General features: G+C 59.5%; 20 protein-coding genes. 6 read left to right on the forward strand and 14 right to left on the reverse strand.

Annotation, left to right across the window (positions count from 1 at the left end; genetic code table 11):
- Positions 1 to 87 precede the first annotated feature (87 nt).
- The 9 genes from msrQ to mrcB all read right to left on the reverse strand — a co-directional run bounded on the left by msrQ (position 88) and on the right by mrcB (position 9,905).
- The gene (gene msrQ, locus ACTJLA_RS05145; RefSeq protein ID WP_034127029.1) at positions 88 to 708 is read right to left on the reverse strand and encodes a protein-methionine-sulfoxide reductase heme-binding subunit MsrQ; all 621 of its coding nucleotides are present in this window, start codon (positions 706 to 708) and stop codon (positions 88 to 90) included.
- Positions 708 to 1,721, reverse strand: a complete 1,014-nt coding sequence (gene msrP, locus ACTJLA_RS05150) for a protein-methionine-sulfoxide reductase catalytic subunit MsrP (protein ID WP_054917937.1) — start codon at positions 1,719 to 1,721, stop codon at positions 708 to 710. Before msrP ends, msrQ begins: the two co-directional genes overlap by 1 nt.
- Before the next feature lie 63 nt (positions 1,722 to 1,784).
- Positions 1,785 to 2,642, reverse strand: a complete 858-nt coding sequence (pssA, locus tag ACTJLA_RS05155) for a CDP-diacylglycerol--serine O-phosphatidyltransferase (RefSeq protein WP_014719927.1) — start codon at positions 2,640 to 2,642, stop codon at positions 1,785 to 1,787.
- 144 nt (positions 2,643 to 2,786) lie between these two features.
- The gene (gene ilvC / locus ACTJLA_RS05160) at positions 2,787 to 3,803 is read right to left on the reverse strand and encodes a ketol-acid reductoisomerase (protein ID WP_054917939.1); all 1,017 of its coding nucleotides are present in this window, start codon (positions 3,801 to 3,803) and stop codon (positions 2,787 to 2,789) included.
- A gap of 46 nt (positions 3,804 to 3,849) precedes the next feature.
- Positions 3,850 to 4,341 (reverse strand): acetolactate synthase small subunit, encoded by a 492-nt coding sequence (ilvN, locus tag ACTJLA_RS05165; protein ID WP_003176102.1) that lies wholly within the window; start codon positions 4,339 to 4,341, stop codon positions 3,850 to 3,852.
- Positions 4,342 to 4,343: 2 nt separating this feature from the next.
- The gene (locus tag ACTJLA_RS05170) at positions 4,344 to 6,068 is read right to left on the reverse strand and encodes an acetolactate synthase 3 large subunit (RefSeq protein ID WP_014719928.1); all 1,725 of its coding nucleotides are present in this window, start codon (positions 6,066 to 6,068) and stop codon (positions 4,344 to 4,346) included.
- Positions 6,069 to 6,500: 432 nt separating this feature from the next.
- Positions 6,501 to 6,830, reverse strand: a complete 330-nt coding sequence (locus ACTJLA_RS05175) for a YqcC family protein (protein ID WP_034127027.1) — start codon at positions 6,828 to 6,830, stop codon at positions 6,501 to 6,503.
- On the reverse strand, positions 6,830 to 7,564 hold the full coding sequence (locus ACTJLA_RS05180; protein WP_054917942.1) for a tetratricopeptide repeat protein: 735 nt from the start codon (positions 7,562 to 7,564) through the stop codon (positions 6,830 to 6,832). Before ACTJLA_RS05180 ends, ACTJLA_RS05175 begins: the two co-directional genes overlap by 1 nt.
- Before the next feature lie 16 nt (positions 7,565 to 7,580).
- Complete coding sequence (mrcB, locus tag ACTJLA_RS05185; protein ID WP_054917944.1) at positions 7,581 to 9,905, reverse strand: penicillin-binding protein 1B; 2,325 nt, start codon at positions 9,903 to 9,905, stop codon at positions 7,581 to 7,583.
- Between the two features lie 118 nt (positions 9,906 to 10,023).
- Between mrcB and ACTJLA_RS05190 the strand changes: the two genes are divergently transcribed.
- The 3 genes from ACTJLA_RS05190 to ACTJLA_RS05200 all read left to right on the forward strand — a co-directional run bounded on the left by ACTJLA_RS05190 (position 10,024) and on the right by ACTJLA_RS05200 (position 12,494).
- Positions 10,024 to 11,580 (forward strand): AAA family ATPase, encoded by a 1,557-nt coding sequence (locus ACTJLA_RS05190; RefSeq protein WP_314551737.1) that lies wholly within the window; start codon positions 10,024 to 10,026, stop codon positions 11,578 to 11,580.
- Positions 11,581 to 11,672: 92 nt separating this feature from the next.
- On the forward strand, positions 11,673 to 12,017 hold the full coding sequence (locus ACTJLA_RS05195; protein WP_314551734.1) for a pentapeptide repeat-containing protein: 345 nt from the start codon (positions 11,673 to 11,675) through the stop codon (positions 12,015 to 12,017).
- Positions 12,018 to 12,221: 204 nt separating this feature from the next.
- Positions 12,222 to 12,494 (forward strand): TfoX/Sxy family protein, encoded by a 273-nt coding sequence (locus ACTJLA_RS05200; protein WP_003194139.1) that lies wholly within the window; start codon positions 12,222 to 12,224, stop codon positions 12,492 to 12,494.
- A 243-nt stretch (positions 12,495 to 12,737) separates the two neighbouring features.
- On the opposite strand, the gene ACTJLA_RS05205 is transcribed toward ACTJLA_RS05200, so the two are convergent.
- From ACTJLA_RS05205 to ACTJLA_RS05215, 3 genes are read right to left on the reverse strand one after another with little or no spacing between them, the layout of a single operon-like run.
- The gene (locus tag ACTJLA_RS05205; RefSeq protein WP_054898033.1) at positions 12,738 to 13,505 is read right to left on the reverse strand and encodes a heme ABC transporter ATP-binding protein; all 768 of its coding nucleotides are present in this window, start codon (positions 13,503 to 13,505) and stop codon (positions 12,738 to 12,740) included.
- The gene (locus tag ACTJLA_RS05210) at positions 13,505 to 14,542 is read right to left on the reverse strand and encodes a FecCD family ABC transporter permease (protein WP_057975459.1); all 1,038 of its coding nucleotides are present in this window, start codon (positions 14,540 to 14,542) and stop codon (positions 13,505 to 13,507) included. The genes ACTJLA_RS05205 and ACTJLA_RS05210 overlap by 1 nt, the downstream gene beginning before the upstream one ends.
- Positions 14,539 to 15,417 carry a heme/hemin ABC transporter substrate-binding protein gene (locus tag ACTJLA_RS05215; RefSeq protein WP_060764111.1) on the reverse strand — a complete coding sequence of 293 codons (879 nt, stop codon included), beginning with the start codon at positions 15,415 to 15,417 and terminating at the stop codon, positions 14,539 to 14,541. The genes ACTJLA_RS05210 and ACTJLA_RS05215 overlap by 4 nt, the downstream gene beginning before the upstream one ends.
- A gap of 156 nt (positions 15,418 to 15,573) precedes the next feature.
- Here ACTJLA_RS05215 and ACTJLA_RS05220 point away from each other — a divergent pair, with 156 nt between their 5' ends.
- A complete protein-coding gene (locus ACTJLA_RS05220; RefSeq protein WP_034127019.1) occupies positions 15,574 to 15,891 on the forward strand; it encodes a Rieske (2Fe-2S) protein in 318 nt (105 codons plus the stop codon).
- Here the strand turns inward: ACTJLA_RS05220 and sfsA are convergent.
- Positions 15,888 to 16,601 carry a DNA/RNA nuclease SfsA gene (gene sfsA, locus ACTJLA_RS05225; RefSeq protein ID WP_314551719.1) on the reverse strand — a complete coding sequence of 238 codons (714 nt, stop codon included), beginning with the start codon at positions 16,599 to 16,601 and terminating at the stop codon, positions 15,888 to 15,890. The two genes, ACTJLA_RS05220 and sfsA, sit on opposite strands and share 4 nt — an antisense overlap.
- Positions 16,601 to 17,773, reverse strand: coding sequence for a pyridoxal phosphate-dependent aminotransferase (locus ACTJLA_RS05230; RefSeq protein ID WP_314551716.1), 1,173 nt, complete (start codon positions 17,771 to 17,773; stop codon positions 16,601 to 16,603). Before ACTJLA_RS05230 ends, sfsA begins: the two co-directional genes overlap by 1 nt.
- A gap of 320 nt (positions 17,774 to 18,093) precedes the next feature.
- Here ACTJLA_RS05230 and dksA point away from each other — a divergent pair, with 320 nt between their 5' ends.
- Both dksA and gluQRS read left to right on the forward strand, forming a co-directional pair.
- The gene (gene dksA, locus ACTJLA_RS05235) at positions 18,094 to 18,537 is read left to right on the forward strand and encodes an RNA polymerase-binding protein DksA (RefSeq protein ID WP_003194150.1); all 444 of its coding nucleotides are present in this window, start codon (positions 18,094 to 18,096) and stop codon (positions 18,535 to 18,537) included.
- An 83-nt stretch (positions 18,538 to 18,620) separates the two neighbouring features.
- A complete protein-coding gene (gene gluQRS / locus ACTJLA_RS05240) occupies positions 18,621 to 19,508 on the forward strand; it encodes a tRNA glutamyl-Q(34) synthetase GluQRS (protein WP_314551710.1) in 888 nt (295 codons plus the stop codon).
- Positions 19,509 to 19,565: the final 57 nt, after the last annotated feature.

The following is a 19,565-nucleotide window of genomic DNA, read 5'->3' on the forward strand; positions in this document are numbered from 1 at the left end:
CTCATTGTTTACCAAGGAGTTTTCCGTTTCGACTGCGCCGGAAGTGGGGCGAATTATAGGCTTCCAGAATCTGCCGTCAAGGCTTAATTACGCTTTTGTGGCAGAAGGCGCTTTTTTAGCAATAAGGCGAGGGATTCGACGCATTACCGGCGGCACCCGCATCAACAGAAGTAGCGCACCTATAGAAGCGTAGATAGCCCACTCCTTCAGATCCGCCCGCACTATCCATAGCATGTGCAGCAAACCGAGCCCAAGAATCACATAGACCAGACGATGCAGCTTCTTCCAGCGACTACCCAACCGACGCTGGCTATAGCGGTTCGACGTAACGGCCAACATAAGGAGAGCAACAAACCCCAGCGCCCCCACAATGATGTAGGGCCGCTTGCTCAACTCTACGCCGAGCTGCGACCAATCCAGCCCCAGGACAAACACACAATAGGCCGCCAGGTGCAGCACAACATAAGCAAAGCACCACAGCCCCAACTGTCGTCGCACTGCTATCCACCCCGCCCAACCGCTCAACTTCTGCAGCGGCGTCATAGCAAGCGTGATCAGCAATAAAATGAGCGTCCCCAAACCCAGGCGATCAACGAGCACCTTGCCTGGATCTGGCCCCAGCGCAGAACTCCATGCTTCATACAGCCAGAGCAATGGCCACACTGCTGCGGCTACAAACACGCCGATGCGCCAGATGGGATAGCGCATCAGTAGTTCTTCCGCAGATCGAGGCCTGTATATAAAGAAGCGACCTCATCCGAATAGCCATTGAACATCTGCGTCTCGCGCACATTCGGACTAAACAGGCCGCTCGGCAGACGGCGCTCCCGCGCCTGGGTCCAGCGCGGGTGATCGACCGTAGGATTCACATTCGCATAAAACCCATACTCATCAGATGCAATACTCTGCCAGGTCGTTTTCGGCTGCTCACTGACCAGACTGATACGCACGATGGACTTCACACTCTTGAAGCCATACTTCCACGGCACCACCAAGCGCAACGGTGCACCGTTCTGGTTAGGCAACTCCCGCCCGTACATGCCCACAGCGAGGATCGCCAACGGATTCATCGCCTCATCCAGGCGCAGCCCTTCCACATAAGGCCAATCGATCAAGCCGAAACTTGAGCGTTGCCCAGGCATGCTCTTGGGATCCTGAAGGGTTTCAAAACGGATGTACTTGGCTTTGGAGGTTGGCTCGACCTGCTTGAGCAACGCCGAGATGGGAAAGCCTATCCACGGAATCACCATGGACCATGCCTCGACGCAACGCAGGCGGTAGATGCGCTCTTCCAGCGCATAGGGTTTCATGAAGTCCTCCAGGGCATAGCGCCCAGGTTTTGCGACTTCACCATCAATCACCACACTCCAGGGCTGCGTCTTGAGCGAGCCCGCATTCGTTGCCGGGTCGCCCTTGCCTGTCCCGAACTCATAGAAGTTGTTGTAGTGAGTTGCATCCTTGAATGGCGTGATGGCCTCATCTTTGACCGTCACCGACTGCCACTTCGCATTCGGAAGTTTTTCCGTAAACCAGTTGGGCGCACTGCCCGGCTCGACGTCGGCATACCGCGAAGCATCGCCGGCACTGGCCCAACGCGGCAAGCTGCTGGCGGCAACACCGGCAAGCGCACCACCGAGCAGGCTGCGGCGAGAGAGATAGAAAGATTCAGGCGTGACATCCGATTCGTGACAATCGGACGCTTTGGGTAATTTGATTAACATGGTAACTCCGCAGCGTTGGAGAACTGATGCACCAATAGACTGCGGAGTATGGGGGAAATTACATTAAGACAATGTTTTGTCCCGACGCAGACGCAACAAGTACTGAATCGGGCCAGAAGCCGCATAGGCCAGGAACGCCAGCAGCAGGATACGCGGTGGATCACTGAACACGACCGCGAACACCAGCACCACCACAAGGATGGCCACGAAAGGCACGCGCCCCTTGAGGTCAAATTCCTTGAAGCTGTTGTACTTGATGTTGCTGACCATCAGCATGCCGGCCGCTGCCACCATCAGGGCAACCAGGAACGACATCTTCGATCCCTGAATCCCGTAGTCACTGAACGCCCATACAATCCCCGCGACAACACCCGCCGCTGCCGGGCTGGCAAGGCCGATGAAGTAGCGCTTGTCGGCAGTCCCTACCTGGGTGTTGAAGCGCGCCAGGCGCAAAGCGGCACCCGCGACATAGATGAAGGCAACCATCCAGCCGACCTTGCCCATGTCACCCAATGCCCAGGCAAACGCCAGCAGTGCGGGGGCAACACCAAAGGCAACCATGTCCGACAACGAGTCGTACTCGGCGCCAAAAGCACTTTGAGTATTGGTCATACGCGCCACGCGACCATCCAGGCCGTCGAGCACCATGGCCACGAAAATTGCGATAGCAGCAAAGCCAAAGTATTTGCTGGCACTCGCCGCATCACCCGCCGCCAGCGCGCTCTGGGCACTCATGGAGTTGATGATGGAGTAGAAGCCGGCGAACAGATTCGCCGTGGTGAACAGGTTGGGCAGCAGATAGATGCCACGATGCCGGACCTTGCGGCCTTCGGCGTCATGCCCTTCTTCGACATGTTCATCAATCGGCAGCATGCTTTCGGCGTCGGAAGCCTGGTTTGGCTCTTCGGGACGTTCGCTCATGGACTTTACCTTGCAACGGTGTGAAAAAATTCGACAGATACTTGCAGCGAGTGTTCGCCTGCAAACGATGCAGCTTTATACCAGAACCAACCCCTCAAACGAAAAAACGCGGCCTAAGCCGCGTTTTCCCTTGATGCGTACGACTTAGTTCTTGGCTTTGTCGACGATCTTGTTGGCACCGATCCACGGCATCATGGAGCGCAGTTGCTCGCCGATGACTTCGATACCGTGAGCGGCGTTATTACGACGCTTGGCGGTCATCGAAGGGTAGCCGGTAGCGCCTTCGCTGATGAACATTTTGGCGTATTCGCCGTCCTGAATACGTTTCAGGGCGTTGCGCATGGCCTGACGGGACTCGGCGTTGATCACTTCCGGACCGGTCACGTACTCGCCGTACTCGGCGTTGTTGGAGATCGAGTAGTTCATGTTGGCGATACCGCCTTCGTACATGAGGTCAACGATCAGCTTGAGTTCGTGCAGGCATTCGAAGTAGGCCATTTCCGGCGCGTAGCCAGCTTCAACCAGGGTTTCGAAACCAGCTTTTACCAGCTCAACGGTACCGCCGCACAGAACGGCTTGTTCGCCGAACAGGTCGGTTTCGGTCTCGTCCTTGAACGTGGTTTCGATGATGCCGGTACGACCGCCACCCACGCCAGCAGCGTAGGACAGTGCAACGTTCTTGGCATTGCCCGACGCATCCTGGTAGATCGCGATCAGGTCAGGGATACCGCCGCCTTTGATGAACTCGGAACGCACGGTGTGGCCCGGTGCTTTCGGCGCGATCATGATCACGTCGAGGTCAGCGCGCGGCACGACCTGGTTGTAGTGAATCGCGAAGCCGTGGGAGAAGGCCAGGGTAGCGCCCTTCTTGATGTTCGGCTCGATTTCGTTCTTGTACAGCGAGGACTGGAACTCGTCCGGGGTCAGGATCATGACCAGGTCGGCAGCCGCAACAGCAGAAGCAACGTCGGTCACTTTCAGGCCATGGGCTTCAGCCTTGGCGACAGTGGCCGAGCCTTTACGCAGGCCAACGGTCACGTCAACGCCGGAATCTTTCAGGTTGCACGCTTGAGCGTGACCCTGGGAACCGTAGCCGATGATGGCGACTTTCTTGCCCTGGATGATCGACAGGTCACAATCTTTATCGTAATAAACTTTCATGAGGTTCCTCTATATATCCAGGCCGTAAGGCCATTCGCTAATTGGGTTAGATGCTGAGTACTTTGTCGCCACGGGCAATCCCGGTGACACCACTGCGTACGGTTTCCAGAATCGAGGCCGTCCCGATCGACTGGATGAAGCTGTCCAGTTTGTCGCTGGTACCGGTCAGTTGAACGGTATAAACGCTGGCGCTCACATCGACGATCTGCCCGCGATAAATATCGGTAGTGCGCTTGATCTCGGCACGCTGGGCGCCAGTGGCCTTGACCTTGACCAGCATCAGTTCGCGCTCGATGTGAGCGCTTTCCGACAGGTCGACCAGCTTGACCACTTCGATCAGCTTGTTGAGGTTCTTGGTGATCTGCTCGATCACCTCATCGTGGCCTACGGTGGTCAACGTCAGGCGCGACAGGGTCGGGTCTTCGGTCGGGGCCACGGTCAGGCTTTCGATGTTGTAGTTGCGTTGCGAAAACAGGCCGACAACACGAGACAGAGCGCCGGGTTCGTTCTCCAGAAGCAGGGAGATAATATGCCGCATGATTAAGTACGCTCCGTCTTGTTCAGCCACATGTCGCGCATAGAGCCGTCTTTGATCTGCATCGGGTAGACGTGCTCGCTGGTATCCACCTGAATATCGATGAACACCAGGCGGTCCTTCATGGCGAACGCTTCTTCCATCTTCGGCTTCAGATCTTTCAAATCAGTGATGCGAATGCCGACGTGGCCATAGGCTTCAACCAACTTGATGAAATCCGGCAACGATTCCATGTAGGAATGGGAGTGACGGCTACCGTAGCTCATGTCCTGCCATTGACGAACCATGCCGAGCACGCCGTTGTTCAAGCAGACAATCTTCACGGGAAGACCGTATTGCAGGCACGTCGACAGCTCCTGGATGTTCATCTGGATGCTGCCTTCGCCGGTGACGCAGGCAACGTCGGCATCCGGGAAGCTCAGTTTCACCCCCATGGCCGCAGGGAAACCAAAGCCCATCGTGCCGAGGCCACCGGAGTTGATCCAGCGGTTAGGCTTGTCGAACTTGTAGTACTGCGCCGCGAACATCTGGTGCTGGCCCACGTCGGAGGTCACAAAGGCGTCGCCCTTGGTCACTTCGCACAGGGTTTCGATCACGGTTTGTGGCTTGATGATGCTGCCGTCGCCCTTGTCATAAGGGAACAGGCCACGATCACCGCGCCATTCGTCGATCTGCTTCCACCAGCTGGCAACGGACTCCTTGTTCGGCGTTTCGCCGATGTCCTTGAGTGCAGCGACCATTTCGGTCAGTACACTTTCTACAGGCCCCACGATTGGCACATCGGCCTTGATGGTCTTGGAGATGGACGCCGGGTCGATGTCGATGTGGATGATCTTGGCATTCGGGCAGAATTTGCTCGCGCCGTTGATCACTCGGTCATCGAACCGCGCGCCCACGGCGAGGATCACATCGGCGTGGTGCATGGTGAGGTTGGCGGTGTAGCTGCCGTGCATGCCGAGCATGCCGACAAACTGACGGTCCGAACCCGGGAATGCGCCGAGGCCCATCAGGGTGTTGGTCACCGGCAGGTTGAGCAGCTTGGCCAGTTCGGTGAGTGGCGCGGAACCGCCGCCCAGAATCACGCCACCGCCGGAGTACAACACGGGGCGCTTGGCCGCCAGGAGCATTTCTGCCGCCTTGCGGATCTGCCCCGAGTGCCCACGGACGGCCGGACTGTAGGAACGCAGCTTGGCTTTCTTGGGAAAAACGTATTCGAATTTTTCGGCCGGGTTGGTCATGTCTTTCGGGATATCGACCACCACAGGGCCCGGGCGACCGGACTGTGCGAGGTAAAACGCCTTTTTCATGACTTCCGGGATTTCCGACGCGTGCTTGATCATGAAGCTGTGTTTCACGATCGGGCGGGAAATACCGATCATGTCGGTTTCCTGGAAAGCGTCGGTGCCGACCATGGTGCTAGGCACCTGGCCAGAGATGATCACCATCGGGATGGAGTCCATATACGCAGTCGCGATGCCGGTGATGGCATTGGTTGCGCCTGGGCCGGAGGTTACCAGTACCACGCCGGCTTTACCGGTGGCACGGGCGTAACCGTCAGCCATATGGGTCGCGGCCTGTTCGTGGCGAACCAGGATGTGGGTAACAGCCGGTTCCTTGAACAGTGCGTCGTAGACATGCAGCAGAGCACCACCTGGGTACCCGTAGATATAGTCGACGCCTTCGTCACGCAAAAAGCGGACGAGCATCTCACCGCCAGATAAAAGCTCCACGTTGTTCACCTCTAAAACGCCAGAATACCGTCCGTTAAAAAACCGACGGGTCTTAATAGGTTTACTTCTCAACAGAGCATGAGCGACGGTGGTCGCCGACTACGTCAGCACTGACTGAGCAAGTATTGGGATCGTCCCAAGTGTTGCGGGCTTTTCCCACCCAGCGCGAGGTAACGCGTTGCGGGTGTTACAGGTCGGCGCGGATGTGCGCCTCATGATCTGCTGAGCGGGCCTGCTTCTGGCAGTCCCGATACAGCGGACTTTGGATTCTTCTGTTTCACGCCCTTCAAGTCAAGCAATAATTGCGCTTTTTTCCAACTAAGCGCATGAGAACGCAGAAGAAAGGGCTTTGAGGAGGGATAAAACTCGCCTGAATGTCGTCAAGCGGTAGAAATGTGCGCAAGACTGCCGGAAAAACCGGCAGTCAGGCAATTAACGAGCGTCGGCGATCAATTGATCGAACTTTTTCAGCGCGTTACGCAAGCCGAGGCTCTCCCGCGGCCGGTCGGCGTAGACCATCTCGGCCATTTCCAGGATCCCCGACGCATTCGGCAAGGGCAGGTCCTGTTCCAGGATCTGCTTCATACGCGCGAGGAAGATCCACTGCAGCCATTGGTGGAAATCAAGAGTATCGACGGAAAAGGGTTCGACGCTGCTGAGGGCTTCAACACCGGGGGATACTTCATCCCACCAGCCCTGCACGCGCAGTTCGCGCTCGATCAGCAATAACTGCTCGGCAATCGCGGGAAAACGCGCATCCATCAGAGGCTGACCTTGGCTTTTTGCCGCGCCTGGGCGGCACCCGCTGCATCGCCCTGGGCGGCACGCGCATCCCCGATCAAGGCCCACAGGCTGGCTTGCAGGTCTGGGCGCCCATTGGCCAGGCTCAGGCCACGGCGAGCGAATTGCTCCGCCTGGGGCGCATCGCCCTGGGCCATGCGCACCTGGGCCAGGCGATAGAGCACTTGTGGCTCACGCGGCGCCACGCGCTGGGCACGTTCAAGGCTCGACGAGGCGCCATTCAAATCGCCACCCGCCTGCTGCTGCTGAGCGGTGGTGAGCAACGCCAGCACCGGGCCATCGAGTTGTTCGTCCGCCGATAACCCGCCCGCACTGGACGATGAGGGAATACCGCTCGGCGTCGAAGGCATGTTGTAGGTGCCCTGATTGACCGGCGCGGTTTGAATCGGCGTGGAGTTCACCGGCCCGGAAGTGCTCGGGCCTGGGGTCCATGGCTCGGCACTGATAGGCGCCGAGGTTGCAGCCCCACTGCCGGGCACCATCACTACGACGCCGGAATCCTGGGGAATTGCCTGGGTTGCAGCTTGGGCTGGCCGTTTGACCACGGTCTGACGGAAGCCGCCATTGGCCGAAATGCGGTCGTTATTGGAAACGGACGTGCTTGAGTCCACCACAGGGATAGAGCCGCGCTGCACGCTGGAGCAACCGCCGAGCAAAGCCAGAGCCGTAATTGCTGGAATCCACAACTTGTTCACTTGAAACCCTCTTTGCTTAATTCATCCAGCCCTTGACCCAATCCATCACCGAATCCGCGTCAGCAGGAGCACTGCCACCGCACGCAGGGCCGGGTGGTGGTTCGCTGCCGCGAATATACGGCATCTGCACCGCGCCCGGACAGTTGGCATCGGAGCCTTGGCCGGTGTGCGGATCAATCCAGGCCTGCACAATATTGTCCGGCTGCGGCATGTTGAGCGGCAACGGGTCAGCCTTGCGCATGAAACTAGTCCATACCTGCAGCGCGCCGGTGGCACCGGTGAACGGCGTCTTGCCATTGTCGTCGCGCCCCAGCCATACCACGGCCAGTACATCCTGGCCGAAACCTGCGAACCAGCTGTCGCGGGAGTCGTTACTGGTACCGGTCTTGCCCGCCAGGGTCAGGTTCGACGGCAGCACGCTGTAGACCGAACGCCCCGTACCCTCGCGCATCACGCGCTGCATGGCGTTCTGGATCAGGTAGATGGAGCCCGCGTCGAAGCGCTGCTGAATCTGGAACGGGTAACGCTTGAGCGGTTCGCCATCGGCGGTCAGCACACTGCGAATACCGCGCATCGGCGTATTGAAGCCACCATTGGCCAGGGTCTGGTACATGGTGGTCACTTCCATCGGCGTCATGGCCGCAGCGCCCAGGAGCATGGACGGGAACGCCGGGAATTCGCGTTCGACTCCCAGTCGCGCCAGAGTCTTCAGCACGTTCGGCACACCCACTTCAAGCCCCAGACGCGAGGTCGAGATGTTGTAGGAATGCGCCAATCCTTGATACAGGAACACCGTGCCATGGGAACGGCGGTCGAAGTTCTTGGGCGTCCATACCTGGCCATCCGCGCCTTTGATCGACAGCGGGTCATCGGACAGCCAACTGGTCAGCGTGTACTTGCTGGGTTTTTCCAGTGCAGTGAGATAAACCGCAGGCTTGACCAGCGAGCCAATCGGCCGCACGGCATCCAGCGCGCGGTTGAAACCGGCGAAACTGGCCTGGCGGCTGCCGATCATGGCCTGGACCTCCCCGGTTTCCGGATTGGTCACGACCATGGCGGCCTCGACTTCATCCGAGCCCTTACGGCCAGTCAGGCGCTTGAAGGTGTCGTTGACCGACGCTTCGGCCTTCATCTGCAGGATGGGGTCGAAGCTGGTGAAGATCCGCAGCCCCTCTTCGGTCAAGTCTTCGTCGCGGTAGTCTTCGCGCAGTTGGCGCTTGACCAGGTCGATAAAGCCCGGGAACGAGCTATCCGCCAGCTTGCCGCGGGTTGTCACACCCAGTGGCATTTTTTTCGCAGCGGCCACTTGTTCAGCGGTGGCCACACCCTGCTGCTCCAGTACATCGAGCACCAGGTTGCGACGTTCAAGCGCACGCTCCGGGTTGCGGCGCGGGTTGTAATAGGACGGCCCCTTGACCATCCCCACCAGCAACGCAACCTGATGCAATTTCAATTCGGACAACGGCTGCCCGAAGAAGAACTGGCTGGCCAGGCCAAAACCGTGCACGGCGCGCTGGCCATCCTGACCGACGAATACCTCGTTGAGGTAAGCCTCGAGGATTTCCTGCTTGCTGTAATGCAGCTCCAGCAACATCGCCATCATGGCTTCGGTGAGTTTACGGGTCAGGCTGCGTTCGTTGGTCAGGTAGAAGTTCTTGACCAGTTGCTGGGTCAGCGTACTGCCGCCCTGGGTCATCTTGCCGCCGGACGTGTTGACCCAGATAGCACGGGCGATCGACTTCGGCGACACACCCCAGTGGCTATAGAAATCGCGGTCTTCGACAGCGACCAGGGTTTCGAGCAGATACGGCGGTACCTGATCGAGCTTGATCAGGATGCGATCTTCAAGATTTTTCGGGTAAATACCGCCGATCAGCAACGGTTCAAGACGCACCACCGGCAGCTTGGAGCCATTGAGCGACGACAGCTCAGCCACATAGTCGCCAGAGAAACGCACGCGCACCGGCTGGGCTTTTTCCAGGCCTTCGTAGAACTGGAAGCCACGGGTGTTCAGGTCGACGGTATTACCGCTGACCGCCGCAGCGCCAGGGCCATTGCTCACGGGTTCGCGGCGGTAGCCCAGCGCATCGAGCTCGGTAAGGAAGTCATCCTTGCTCAGCTTCTGGCCGGAGAACAGCTCCAGCGGGCGTGCATACACCTTGGCCGGAATCGTCCAGCGCTTGCCGGAGAATTTTTCCTGCACCACGGCATCGAGGTACACCGCAAGGCCGGCGACCGCCACAAGGCCCACCAGGCCAAGCTTGATCACCCAGCCCAGCCAAGGGCGCGGGCCGCGGGAAGGAGGTTTTTTACGGGAACGGGGAGATCGGGTTCGAGTCATGGCGGCGGATTATACGCACTTTATTGATGATCAACATGAGCCGGACAGCGGTTTGCACGACTGGCATCAGCAGCCATAATGCCCCCCATGATTTTCCCCAGACTTTGAAGGATCGCCCGTGAGCCAGACCCTGATCGCTGCCCTGCAAAACCCGGCCTTGTACCCTCATCCGGTTGAAGCGTTTCAAGTCATCGAGACCCATATTTCCTGGGTGATACTGACGGGGCCCTACGCTTATAAGCTGAAGAAACCGATGAACTTCGGCTTCCTGGACTTCACCCACCTGGATGATCGTGGACATTTCTGCCGCGAAGAACTGCGCCTCAACCAGCGCCTGACCGAAGATTTGTATCTTGAAGTGTTGCCGATTACCGGCACTGCCGAGGCGCCGCAACTGCGTGGCGACGGCCCGGCCATCGAGTACGCGCTGAAAATGCGCCAGTTCCCGCAAAGCCAGATGCTCAGCACCCTGCAAGCCAACGGCGAACTGACCAGCGCGCACATCGATGAGATGGCCAAGCAGATCGCCCAGTTCCACCTCAACGCCCCCAAAGTCCCGCAAGATCACCCCGCCGGCACGCCGGAAGAGGTGATGGCTCCGGTACGCCAGAACTTTGACCAGATCCGCCCGTTCCTTAGCGACAAGGCCGACCTGACTCAGCTGGAGGCTCTGCAAGCCTGGGCTGAAAGCAGCTTCGAACGCCTCAAGCCTTTGCTTGCGCAACGCAAGCTCGATGGCTATACCCGCGAATGCCACGGCGACATTCACCTGGGCAACGCCACGCTGATCGATGGCCGCGTGGTGATCTTCGACTGCATCGAGTTCAACGAGCCTTTCCGCTTTACCGACGTGTACGCCGACACCGCTTTTTTGGCGATGGACCTGGAAGATCGCGGCCTGAAATGCCTGGCACGGCGCTTCATAAGCCAGTATCTGGAATTGACCGGCGACTACCAGGGCCTGGAGCTCCTGAACTTCTATAAAGCCTACCGTGCATTGGTGCGCGCCAAGGTTGCGCTGTTCAGCATGCCGAGCGAAGCCAACCCCGTGCAACGCGCTACCACCCTGCGCCAGTACCGCAACTACGCCAACCTGGCGGAAAGCTACAGCACCATCCCCTCGCGCTTCCTGGCAATCACCCATGGCGTTTCAGCGGTGGGCAAGAGCCACGTGGCCATGCGCCTGGTCGAAGCCCTGGGCGCGGTGCGCCTGCGTTCGGATGTAGAGCGCAAGCGCCTGTTTGGCGAACAACAGGTAGAGAACACCCTGCAGGCCGGTATCTACAATCAGGACGCCAGCGCTGCCACCTACACACGTCTGAACGAGATTGCCGACACCGTGCTGCGCGCCGGCTACCCGGTGGTGCTGGATGCCACTTTCCTGAAACGCGCACAGCGTGACGCTGCCGCCCAGGTTGCCGAAGCCACTGGCGCGCCGTTCCTGATCCTCGACTGCAACGCCCCGCAAGCCGTTATTACCAGTTGGCTGGCACAACGTCAGGCGGATAAAAACGATCCGTCTGACGCCACACTGGCCGTTATCGAAGAACAACAAGCCACTCGTGATCCGCTGACTGCCGAGGAACTGCTGCTCAGCAAGCGTGTGGAGACCAATGAAAGCGGGACGCTCGACGCGTTGGTCGGGCATATCCGTCAGCACCTGCCGGGCCTGTAAGAAATATTTCTTGGTCGCGTCGTCGTCTTCGGCGCGCGACCCAGCGATAGTGGCACTATACTGGCATCATAACACCAGCCAGAGTCGCGATCATGAGTCAGCCCAAGCTTCTTGATACCCAGCTCTATGCCCTCCTGCACAAGGACGACATCCACGGCTTCAACCAGGAGCGCCCTGAAAACGGCACGATCGACATGCGCGGCGGCGACTTTCGAGGGCTGGACCTGCGCGACCTTAACGCCACCTGCATTGACTTCACCGACGCCTATTTTCGCTCTGCCGACCTACGCGGCCTGGACTTGCGTGGCTGCTCACTGGAAGGCGCCAGCCTGGCCCATGCGCAGATTTCGGGTGCTTATTTCCCGCCCGAACTCACGGCTGACGAAATACTCATGTCGGTCAATTTCGGCACTCGCCTGCGCTACCGCACCAAGTAACCCCACACACCGAGTACCGGCCAGCCCCCCTGCCTGCCGGGCACTTTGCGCCTGCCTGCGAGCAAGCGCCGTCGCGCCATCCTTATAAGCTTTTCAGCCCTTTCTGACCAAAGAACCACGCTTTTCCTACTGAGCGCTACACTCATTTTCAGGCTGCCTGGTCACGACACCCACCGCACCATTCGGCCAACGCAAGGAGGCTTGATGAACGATGAGCTGCAACACCTGAAAAACCTTGGCAAGACGTCAGCGCAGTGGCTGCATGCGGTGGGCATCCACAGCGCGTCCGACTTGCGTCGGCTAGGGGCGGTCGATGCCTACCGAGCCGTGCGCACGCGCGGGTTTCGAGCTTCGAAGGTTCTGCTGTATGCCATTGAAGGGGCATTGATGGATGTGCACTGGAACGACATACCCACGGAGCGCAAGGAGGCCTTGAACCGTCAGTTGGAAGCGATCTCAGTACATCAGAAGAACTAGAGCGGCACTCAAACCCAGTGTTGATGGGCATTGCAAACGAGCGTTTGAGAAAACTGGATGAAGCAGGAAAACAAATGTTGACTCTCAAATGAGAATCGTTATGATTATCACAACTGGTCGCGAGATCAGCCGATAACTGAAAGACCATTGGTTCGGACTCTCAGATTATCTCCTCATCAGGCTAATCACGGTTATTTGACCCGGCTCTTGCCGGGTCTTTTTTTGCCCGCGAATTAACCGGCCTTAACGCGCAATGATCAACGGATGCCCACGCTCCGGATGCGGCTGTACCAATACATCCAGACCGAATACAGCCTTCAGTGGCTCTGGTTGCAGGACCTTAGAGGGCGTATCCAACGCGTGGGGGCGGCCGTTTTCCAGCAACAGGATCCGGTCGCAGTAGCGCGCCGCCAGGTTCAAATCATGCAGGATGACCAGCACCGCAGCGCCTCTGTCGGCAAAATGTCGGATAGCTTGCAAGGTGGTGTGTTGGTGCAGAGGGTCGAGCATTGATGTGGGCTCATCCAGCAGCAACGTCTGCCCTGCCTCACCCGGCCATAACTGCGCCAATACCCGTGCCAGGTGCACACGCTGCCGCTCGCCACCCGACAAGGCCAGGTAACTGCGGCCACTCAGGTGGCCTACATCAGCAGCCTGCAGCGCGGCGTTGATGATTTCGTCGTCGCGCAATCGCCCGGTCTGATGAGGCAAGCGGCCCATGCCCACCACCTCTTCGACACGAAAGGCAAAGTCCAGGGTGGAGGATTGTGGCAGCACCGCCAGGCGCTGGGCACGCTGCACACCGGTCATGTGCTTGAGCGCCTGCTGATCCAGCCAGACCTTGCCCTGATCCGGCTGCAACTCCCCGCACAGCGCCCCAAGCAAGGTACTTTTGCCGGCGCCATTGGGGCCCAGCACGCCCAGCACTTCGCCCGGCAATAGGTCCAAGGTGACATCGGCCAGCACAGTCTTACCACCGCGCCGGATCTGCAATGCTTCTACCCGCAACATCAGGCGCGCCCTCGTAACAATAAATAGAGGAAAAACGGCGCACCGATAAACGCAGTGACAATACCGATCGGCAGTTCCGCCGGCGCCAACGCCAGGCGCGCCACCAGGTCCGCAAACAACAGCAGGCTCGCGCCCGCCAACACCGAGGCCGGTAACAACACCCGATGATCCGGCCCCGCCAGCAGCCGCACCAGATGTGGTACCACCAAACCGACAAAACCAATCATTCCCGCCGCCGCCACTGCGGCGCCAACACCCAAGGCCGTGCAAAACACCAACTCGCGCTTGAGCCCCTCGACATCAATACCTAGATGGTTGGCCTCGGACTCCCCCAACAGCAGCGCGTTCAGCGCCTTGGCCCGGCGCGGCAACCACAGCGCCACCCCTGCACTCACCAGCAGCAAGGGCCACAACCGCGAATAACTTGCGCCATTGAGGCTACCCAGGTTCCAGAACGTCAGGGTGCGCAAGGTGGCATCGTCCGCCAGATAGGTAAACAGGCCCACGGTCGAACTGGCCAGGGCCGTCAGCGCGATACCGGCAAGCAACATCGTCGCGACATTGGTCTGGCCATTGCGACGCCCCAGGCGATAGACCAATGCCGTGACGCCCAGGCCACCGAGAAATGCGCACAGCGACAACAGATACGGCCCGAAAGCATCCGGCAGCCCGCCAAAGAGCGAGCCACCGACAATCGCCACCGCCGCTCCCAGCGCCGCCCCGCTGGACACGCCGACCAAGCCAGGGTCGGCCAGCGGGTTGCGGAACAACCCCTGCATCGCCACGCCCGACAACGCCAGCACACCGCCGACCGCCAGCCCCAACAGGGTCCGCGGCAGGCGAATCTGCCCCAGGATCAACTCGGCCTGCTCCAACCCCTGGGCCTCAATCGGTACGCCCATCAGCCTTAACGCAGCCCTGAGGGTGTCCACTAACGGCAGGCTGACCGGCCCCAGTGCCAATGAGAGCCAGATCGCCAATACACACAGCAGCGATAGCCCGATAAACAGCGTTTTTGGCTTAACCAGAGTGGTCATGGAGCAGGCTTAGGCTGGGACGGATAAAAACCGGCAGACAGTTTCTCCAGGCTTTGCGGCAATCGGGGCCCAAGGCCGCCTACCAGCAAGGTCGGATCCAACTCAAACACGCGGCCACTCTTGGCTGCCGGCGTAGAGGCAAGGATCGGGTTTTCTTTGAACAAGGCTGCGCGCGCCGCGTCACCGGTCAGGGCGCGATCAGCAAATACCAGCACCTCAGGGCTCAACCCTGCCAGCGATTCGACGGAAAACGGCTTGTATCCCACATGCGTGGCGAGATTACGCCCCCCAGCCTGCTGCAACATCCAATCAGCGGCGGTGTCCTTGCCCGCGATCAGCGGCTTGCCACCGGCATGGCCGAGCAGCAACAGCACGCCTGGAGCTTTTTGTGTGGCCTGGGCCTTGGCCACCCAATTTTTTTGCTGTGCCAGCGCCTGCTCATACACGGCAAACAAGGCATTAGCCTGGTCCTCACTGCCGAGTAGTTTCCCCAGGTGTGCAAGGTTGCCTTTGAGCGTGGGCAAATCCGGCTGGGCCGAGAACATATCCACCTGCACCCCGGCACTGCGAATCTGCGCCAGCACCGGCGGAGGCCCCATTTCCTCCGTGCCCACAAGGATTTGCGGACGCAGGCTGAGAATGCCTTCGGCCGACAACTGCCGCTGGTAACCAATGCTCGGCAAGGCCTTGAGCGAGGCGGGATGCTGACTGGTGGTATCCACTCCCACCAACTTCGATTCACCGCCCAGGGCCGTCACCCACTCCGACAGCGCCCCACCGGCACTCACCCAGCGTTGCGGCAGTTCAGAGGCGTGCGCCCCAGGGTTGACCAGCAGTGAGGCAACAAGCGCAATAGCGCTGGTACTCAGGCGCATAACAGGGTTTCCTTCCTAGGGCAGGGCCACTCAAGCACTCATTGATGTGACAGATAACCCCTGCCAGGCATCGTATTGAGCACCCAGTCAGCTGACGGGCGAAGCGGGCATTTGATAATTGTTTGCATTTGAACGTCAAGGCACTTAAGGATTGAAATGAAGTTTCTCTGCACCTCAGGCGACCTCGCCCCCAACAGCAGCCGCGGTTTTGATATCGATGGCCACAGGCTGTTGGCGGTGCGTCGGGACGGCATTGCGTACTTCTATCTCAACCGCTGCCCCCATCGTGGTATCCCGCTGGAATGGCAACCTGATCGCTTCCTCGACGACAGCGCCAGCCTGATCCAATGCGCCACCCATGGCGCATTGTTTCTGATTGAAAGCGGCGAGTGCATCGCCGGGCCCTGCGCAGGCCAACACCTCACTGCCCTGCCCGGCCGTGAAGACGAACAAGGATTGTGGGTCGATCTCTAATCGCCCAGCAGCACTTTCAGCCGACGCTCGACGTAAATCTCCTGAGGCGTGACCCGTACGCCGTAGGCCAGCACCTCCACACCTGCGGCCTTGGCCTCACGTAGCGCCGTCGCATAACCAGCGTCGATTTCCACAGCCGGGCGCACCGCGTCGATCCCCGACAGGTTCACGCAATACAGCTGCACCGCCCGTATACCGTCGCGCGCCAGGTGGGCCAGCTCACGCAAGTGCTTGGCACCGCGCTGCGTCACCGCATCGGGGAAAGCCGCCACTGAGCTGCCATCAAAGCCCAGGGTGACGCTTTTGACCTCGACAAACGCAGCGCCCTGAGGGTAATCCAGGCGAAAGTCGATGCGGCTTTTCTCCTGGCCATAAGGCACCTCACGCTTCAACGCAGTAAAGCCGTTGAGCTCAGTGAGAGCACCGGCCAGCAAGGCTTCTTCCACCAACTGGTTGGCACGCGCGGTGTTGACGCACGCCAGCCGGCCCTGGGGCGTTTCGGCAATTTCCCACGTGCCAGGCAGCTTGCGCTTGGGATCCGTAGAACGGCTGAACCAGACCTGGCCACCTTCGACCATGCAGTTGAGCATCGAACCGGTGTTAGGGCAGTGAATGGTGAGTAACTCGCCGGTAACGGTTTCGATATCGGTGAGAAAGCGCTTGTAGCGGCGGATCAGCCGCCCTTCTTCAAGAGGAGGATTAAAACGCATCAGCCTTGCCAACTCCGCAAACCACGGGCAATCCGCTCCACCGCTTCTTGCAGCCGATCGAGGTTTTGCGTGTAGGCAAAACGCACATGGTGCTCCGCCTGGTAGCGACCGAAATCCAACCCGGGCGTAAAGGCCACATGCTCGGTTTCGAGGAAATGCCGGCAAAACGCGAAGGCATCGCCGCCGAACGCGCTGATATCGGCATACAGATAAAAAGCACCTTCGGGCTCCACGGCGATACCGAACCCCAGCTCACGCAGAGCCGGCAGCAGGAAGTCTCGGCGGCGACCAAATTCGGCACGGCGCTGCTCCAGAATCTCCAGAGTTTGCGGGGTGAAACAAGCCAAGGCGGCATGTTGGGCCATGCTTGGCGCACTGATGTAGAGGTTCTGCGCCAACTTCTCCAACTCACCCACCGCTTCAGGGGGCGCCACCAGCCAACCGAGGCGCCAGCCGGTCATGCCGAAATACTTCGAAAAACTATTCAGGACAAAGGCGTCATCATCGACTTCCAGCACGCTGGCGGCGTCGGTGCCGTAGGTGAGTCCGTGATATATCTCGTCGACCACCAGGTGACCGTTGCGCGCCTTGATGGCGCCCGACAGCCCAGCCAACTCGTCCCGGGTGAGGATCGTGCCGGTGGGGTTGGCGGGCGATGCCACCAATGCACCGACACTGTCCTGGTCCCAATGCCTGGCCACCAGATCGGCGGTCAACTGGTAGCGTACGTCTGGGCCGACCGGCACCAACTGCGCCGCGCCTTCCACAAGGCGCAGGAAGTGCCGGTTGCAGGGGTAGCCTGGGTCCGCCAGCAGCCAATGCTTACCCGGATCCACCAGCAAACTGCTGGCCAGCAATAACGCGCCGGAGCCACCGGGGGTGACCAGAATGCGCTGCGGGTCGATGCTCAATCCGTAGCGTTGCTGGTAGAAACCACTGATGGCCTCGCGCAACTCGGGCAAGCCGCGGGCGGCGGTGTAGCGTGTTTTACCGTTTGCCAACGCCGCTTGGCCGGCCTGTATGATCGGCTCGGCGGTGGTGAAGTCCGGCTCGCCGATTTCCAGGTGGATCACGTCGTGACCGGCTGCCTGCAGCTCATTGGCACGCGCCAGTAACGCCATGACATGAAAAGGTTCGATGGCGCGACTACGCGCACTGTAGGGCTGAGCCATTAGCCTTCCTTAGACGGTGAGGACAAAATCTGGATTCTACCGAACCCTCACGGTAAAACATGCTCTATTGCCTGATTGGGGCTGCAAGTGCACCCTGCGCGCGCTCGTAAAACAGCTAAAATCAACATTCGAGGCGATACATACCCAGTCATGGCGGGCTGCTGCGGTTTGCAACCCCTTTGCCTTGGGCCTCGACAACCGGGAGTAGCGCACCCTGAATCTATCTGGTAAGTTCGCCCGCTTGCAGCCGCAGGGCCGGCAGGTGTCGGTGACGTTGCAATCCTGCGCAATGGATTAGAAGAGTGAGAGGCGGTCTATTCATGTCCACCCAAGCAAAGCAACAGCAGACTCAAGGCCTCGGCGGCTTCGAACCCTATGTCGAAAAAAAGGGCGAGGAGTACATGGGCGAGCCCATGCGCGAGCACTTCACCAAGATCCTCAACAAGTGGAAACAGGACTTGATGCAGGAAGTCGACCGTACGGTTGACCATATGAAGGATGAAGCGGCCAACTTCCCTGACCCGGCCGATCGCGCCAGCCAGGAAGAAGAGTTCGCCCTCGAACTGCGCGCCCGCGATCGCGAGCGCAAGTTGATCAAGAAGATCGACAAGACCCTGCAACTGATCAAAGACGAAGAATACGGCTGGTGTGAATCCTGCGGCGTCGAAATCGGTATTCGCCGACTGGAAGCCCGTCCAACCGCGGACCTGTGCGTAGACTGCAAGACCTTGGCTGAAATCAAGGAAAAACAGGTCGGCAAGTAACTTTGCCGAGCTGAACGAATGGAGCGTGCGAACGCTCCATTTTTGTTTCTGGCGTTTACCGGTTATGCAGTAGTATCCGGGCCATGACAGCCTCTACCTATATTGGGCGTTTCGCCCCCACACCCAGCGGCCATTTGCACTTCGGTTCCCTGGTTGCCGCCCTCGCCTCCTACCTCGATGCACGCGCCCACCACGGCCGTTGGTTGATGCGCATGGAAGACCTTGACCCTCCCCGTGAAGAGCCCGGCGCTCAGGCGGCGATCCTGCATGCGCTGGAAAGCTATGGCTTTGAATGGGATGGCGAACTGGTTCGCCAGAGCGAGCGGCATGATGCCTACGCTAAAGTGCTCAACGACCTGTTCAACCACGGCCTGGCCTACGCCTGCACCTGCTCGCGCAAGCAATTGGAGCCCTACAACGGGATTTACCCAGGCTTGTGCCGCAATGCCGGCCACGAACAGCAGGATGCCGCGATCCGCCTGCGCGTGCCCGAGTTGGAGTATCACTTTGTCGACCGCGTCCAGGGCGAGTTCCGGCAGCATCTGGGTCGCGATGCCGGCGACTTCATCATTCGTCGGCGCGATGGCCTCTACGCCTACCAACTGGCGGTGGTGCTCGACGACGCCTGGCAAGGTGTAACCGATATCGTACGCGGCGCCGACCTGCTCGACTCCACGCCGCGCCAGCTTTACTTGCAAGAACTGCTCGGCCTGCGCCAACCCCGTTACTTGCACGTGCCGCTGATCGTGCAGCCAGACGGCAACAAGCTGGGCAAGTCCTACCGCTCTCCACCGTTGACAGCCGACCAGGCCACGCCTTTGCTGCTCAGAGCGCTGCGTGCCCTTGGCCAAGAGCCAGACGCGCAGTTGCAGTACGCCAGCCCACGAGAACTGCTGGATTGGGGCATTGCACACTGGGACGCCACCCGCATCCCGCGCACACTGACCCTGGCCGAAGCGCAATTGAGTTGAAGGCGCTTGCAGGTTGCCCATCATCCGTTAACATCGCGGCAGATTTTTAATCAGAGG

It is taken from the genome of Pseudomonas sp. 22072 (assembly GCF_052046095.1).
Classification (GTDB): domain Bacteria; phylum Pseudomonadota; class Gammaproteobacteria; order Pseudomonadales; family Pseudomonadaceae; genus Aquipseudomonas; species Aquipseudomonas paracarnis.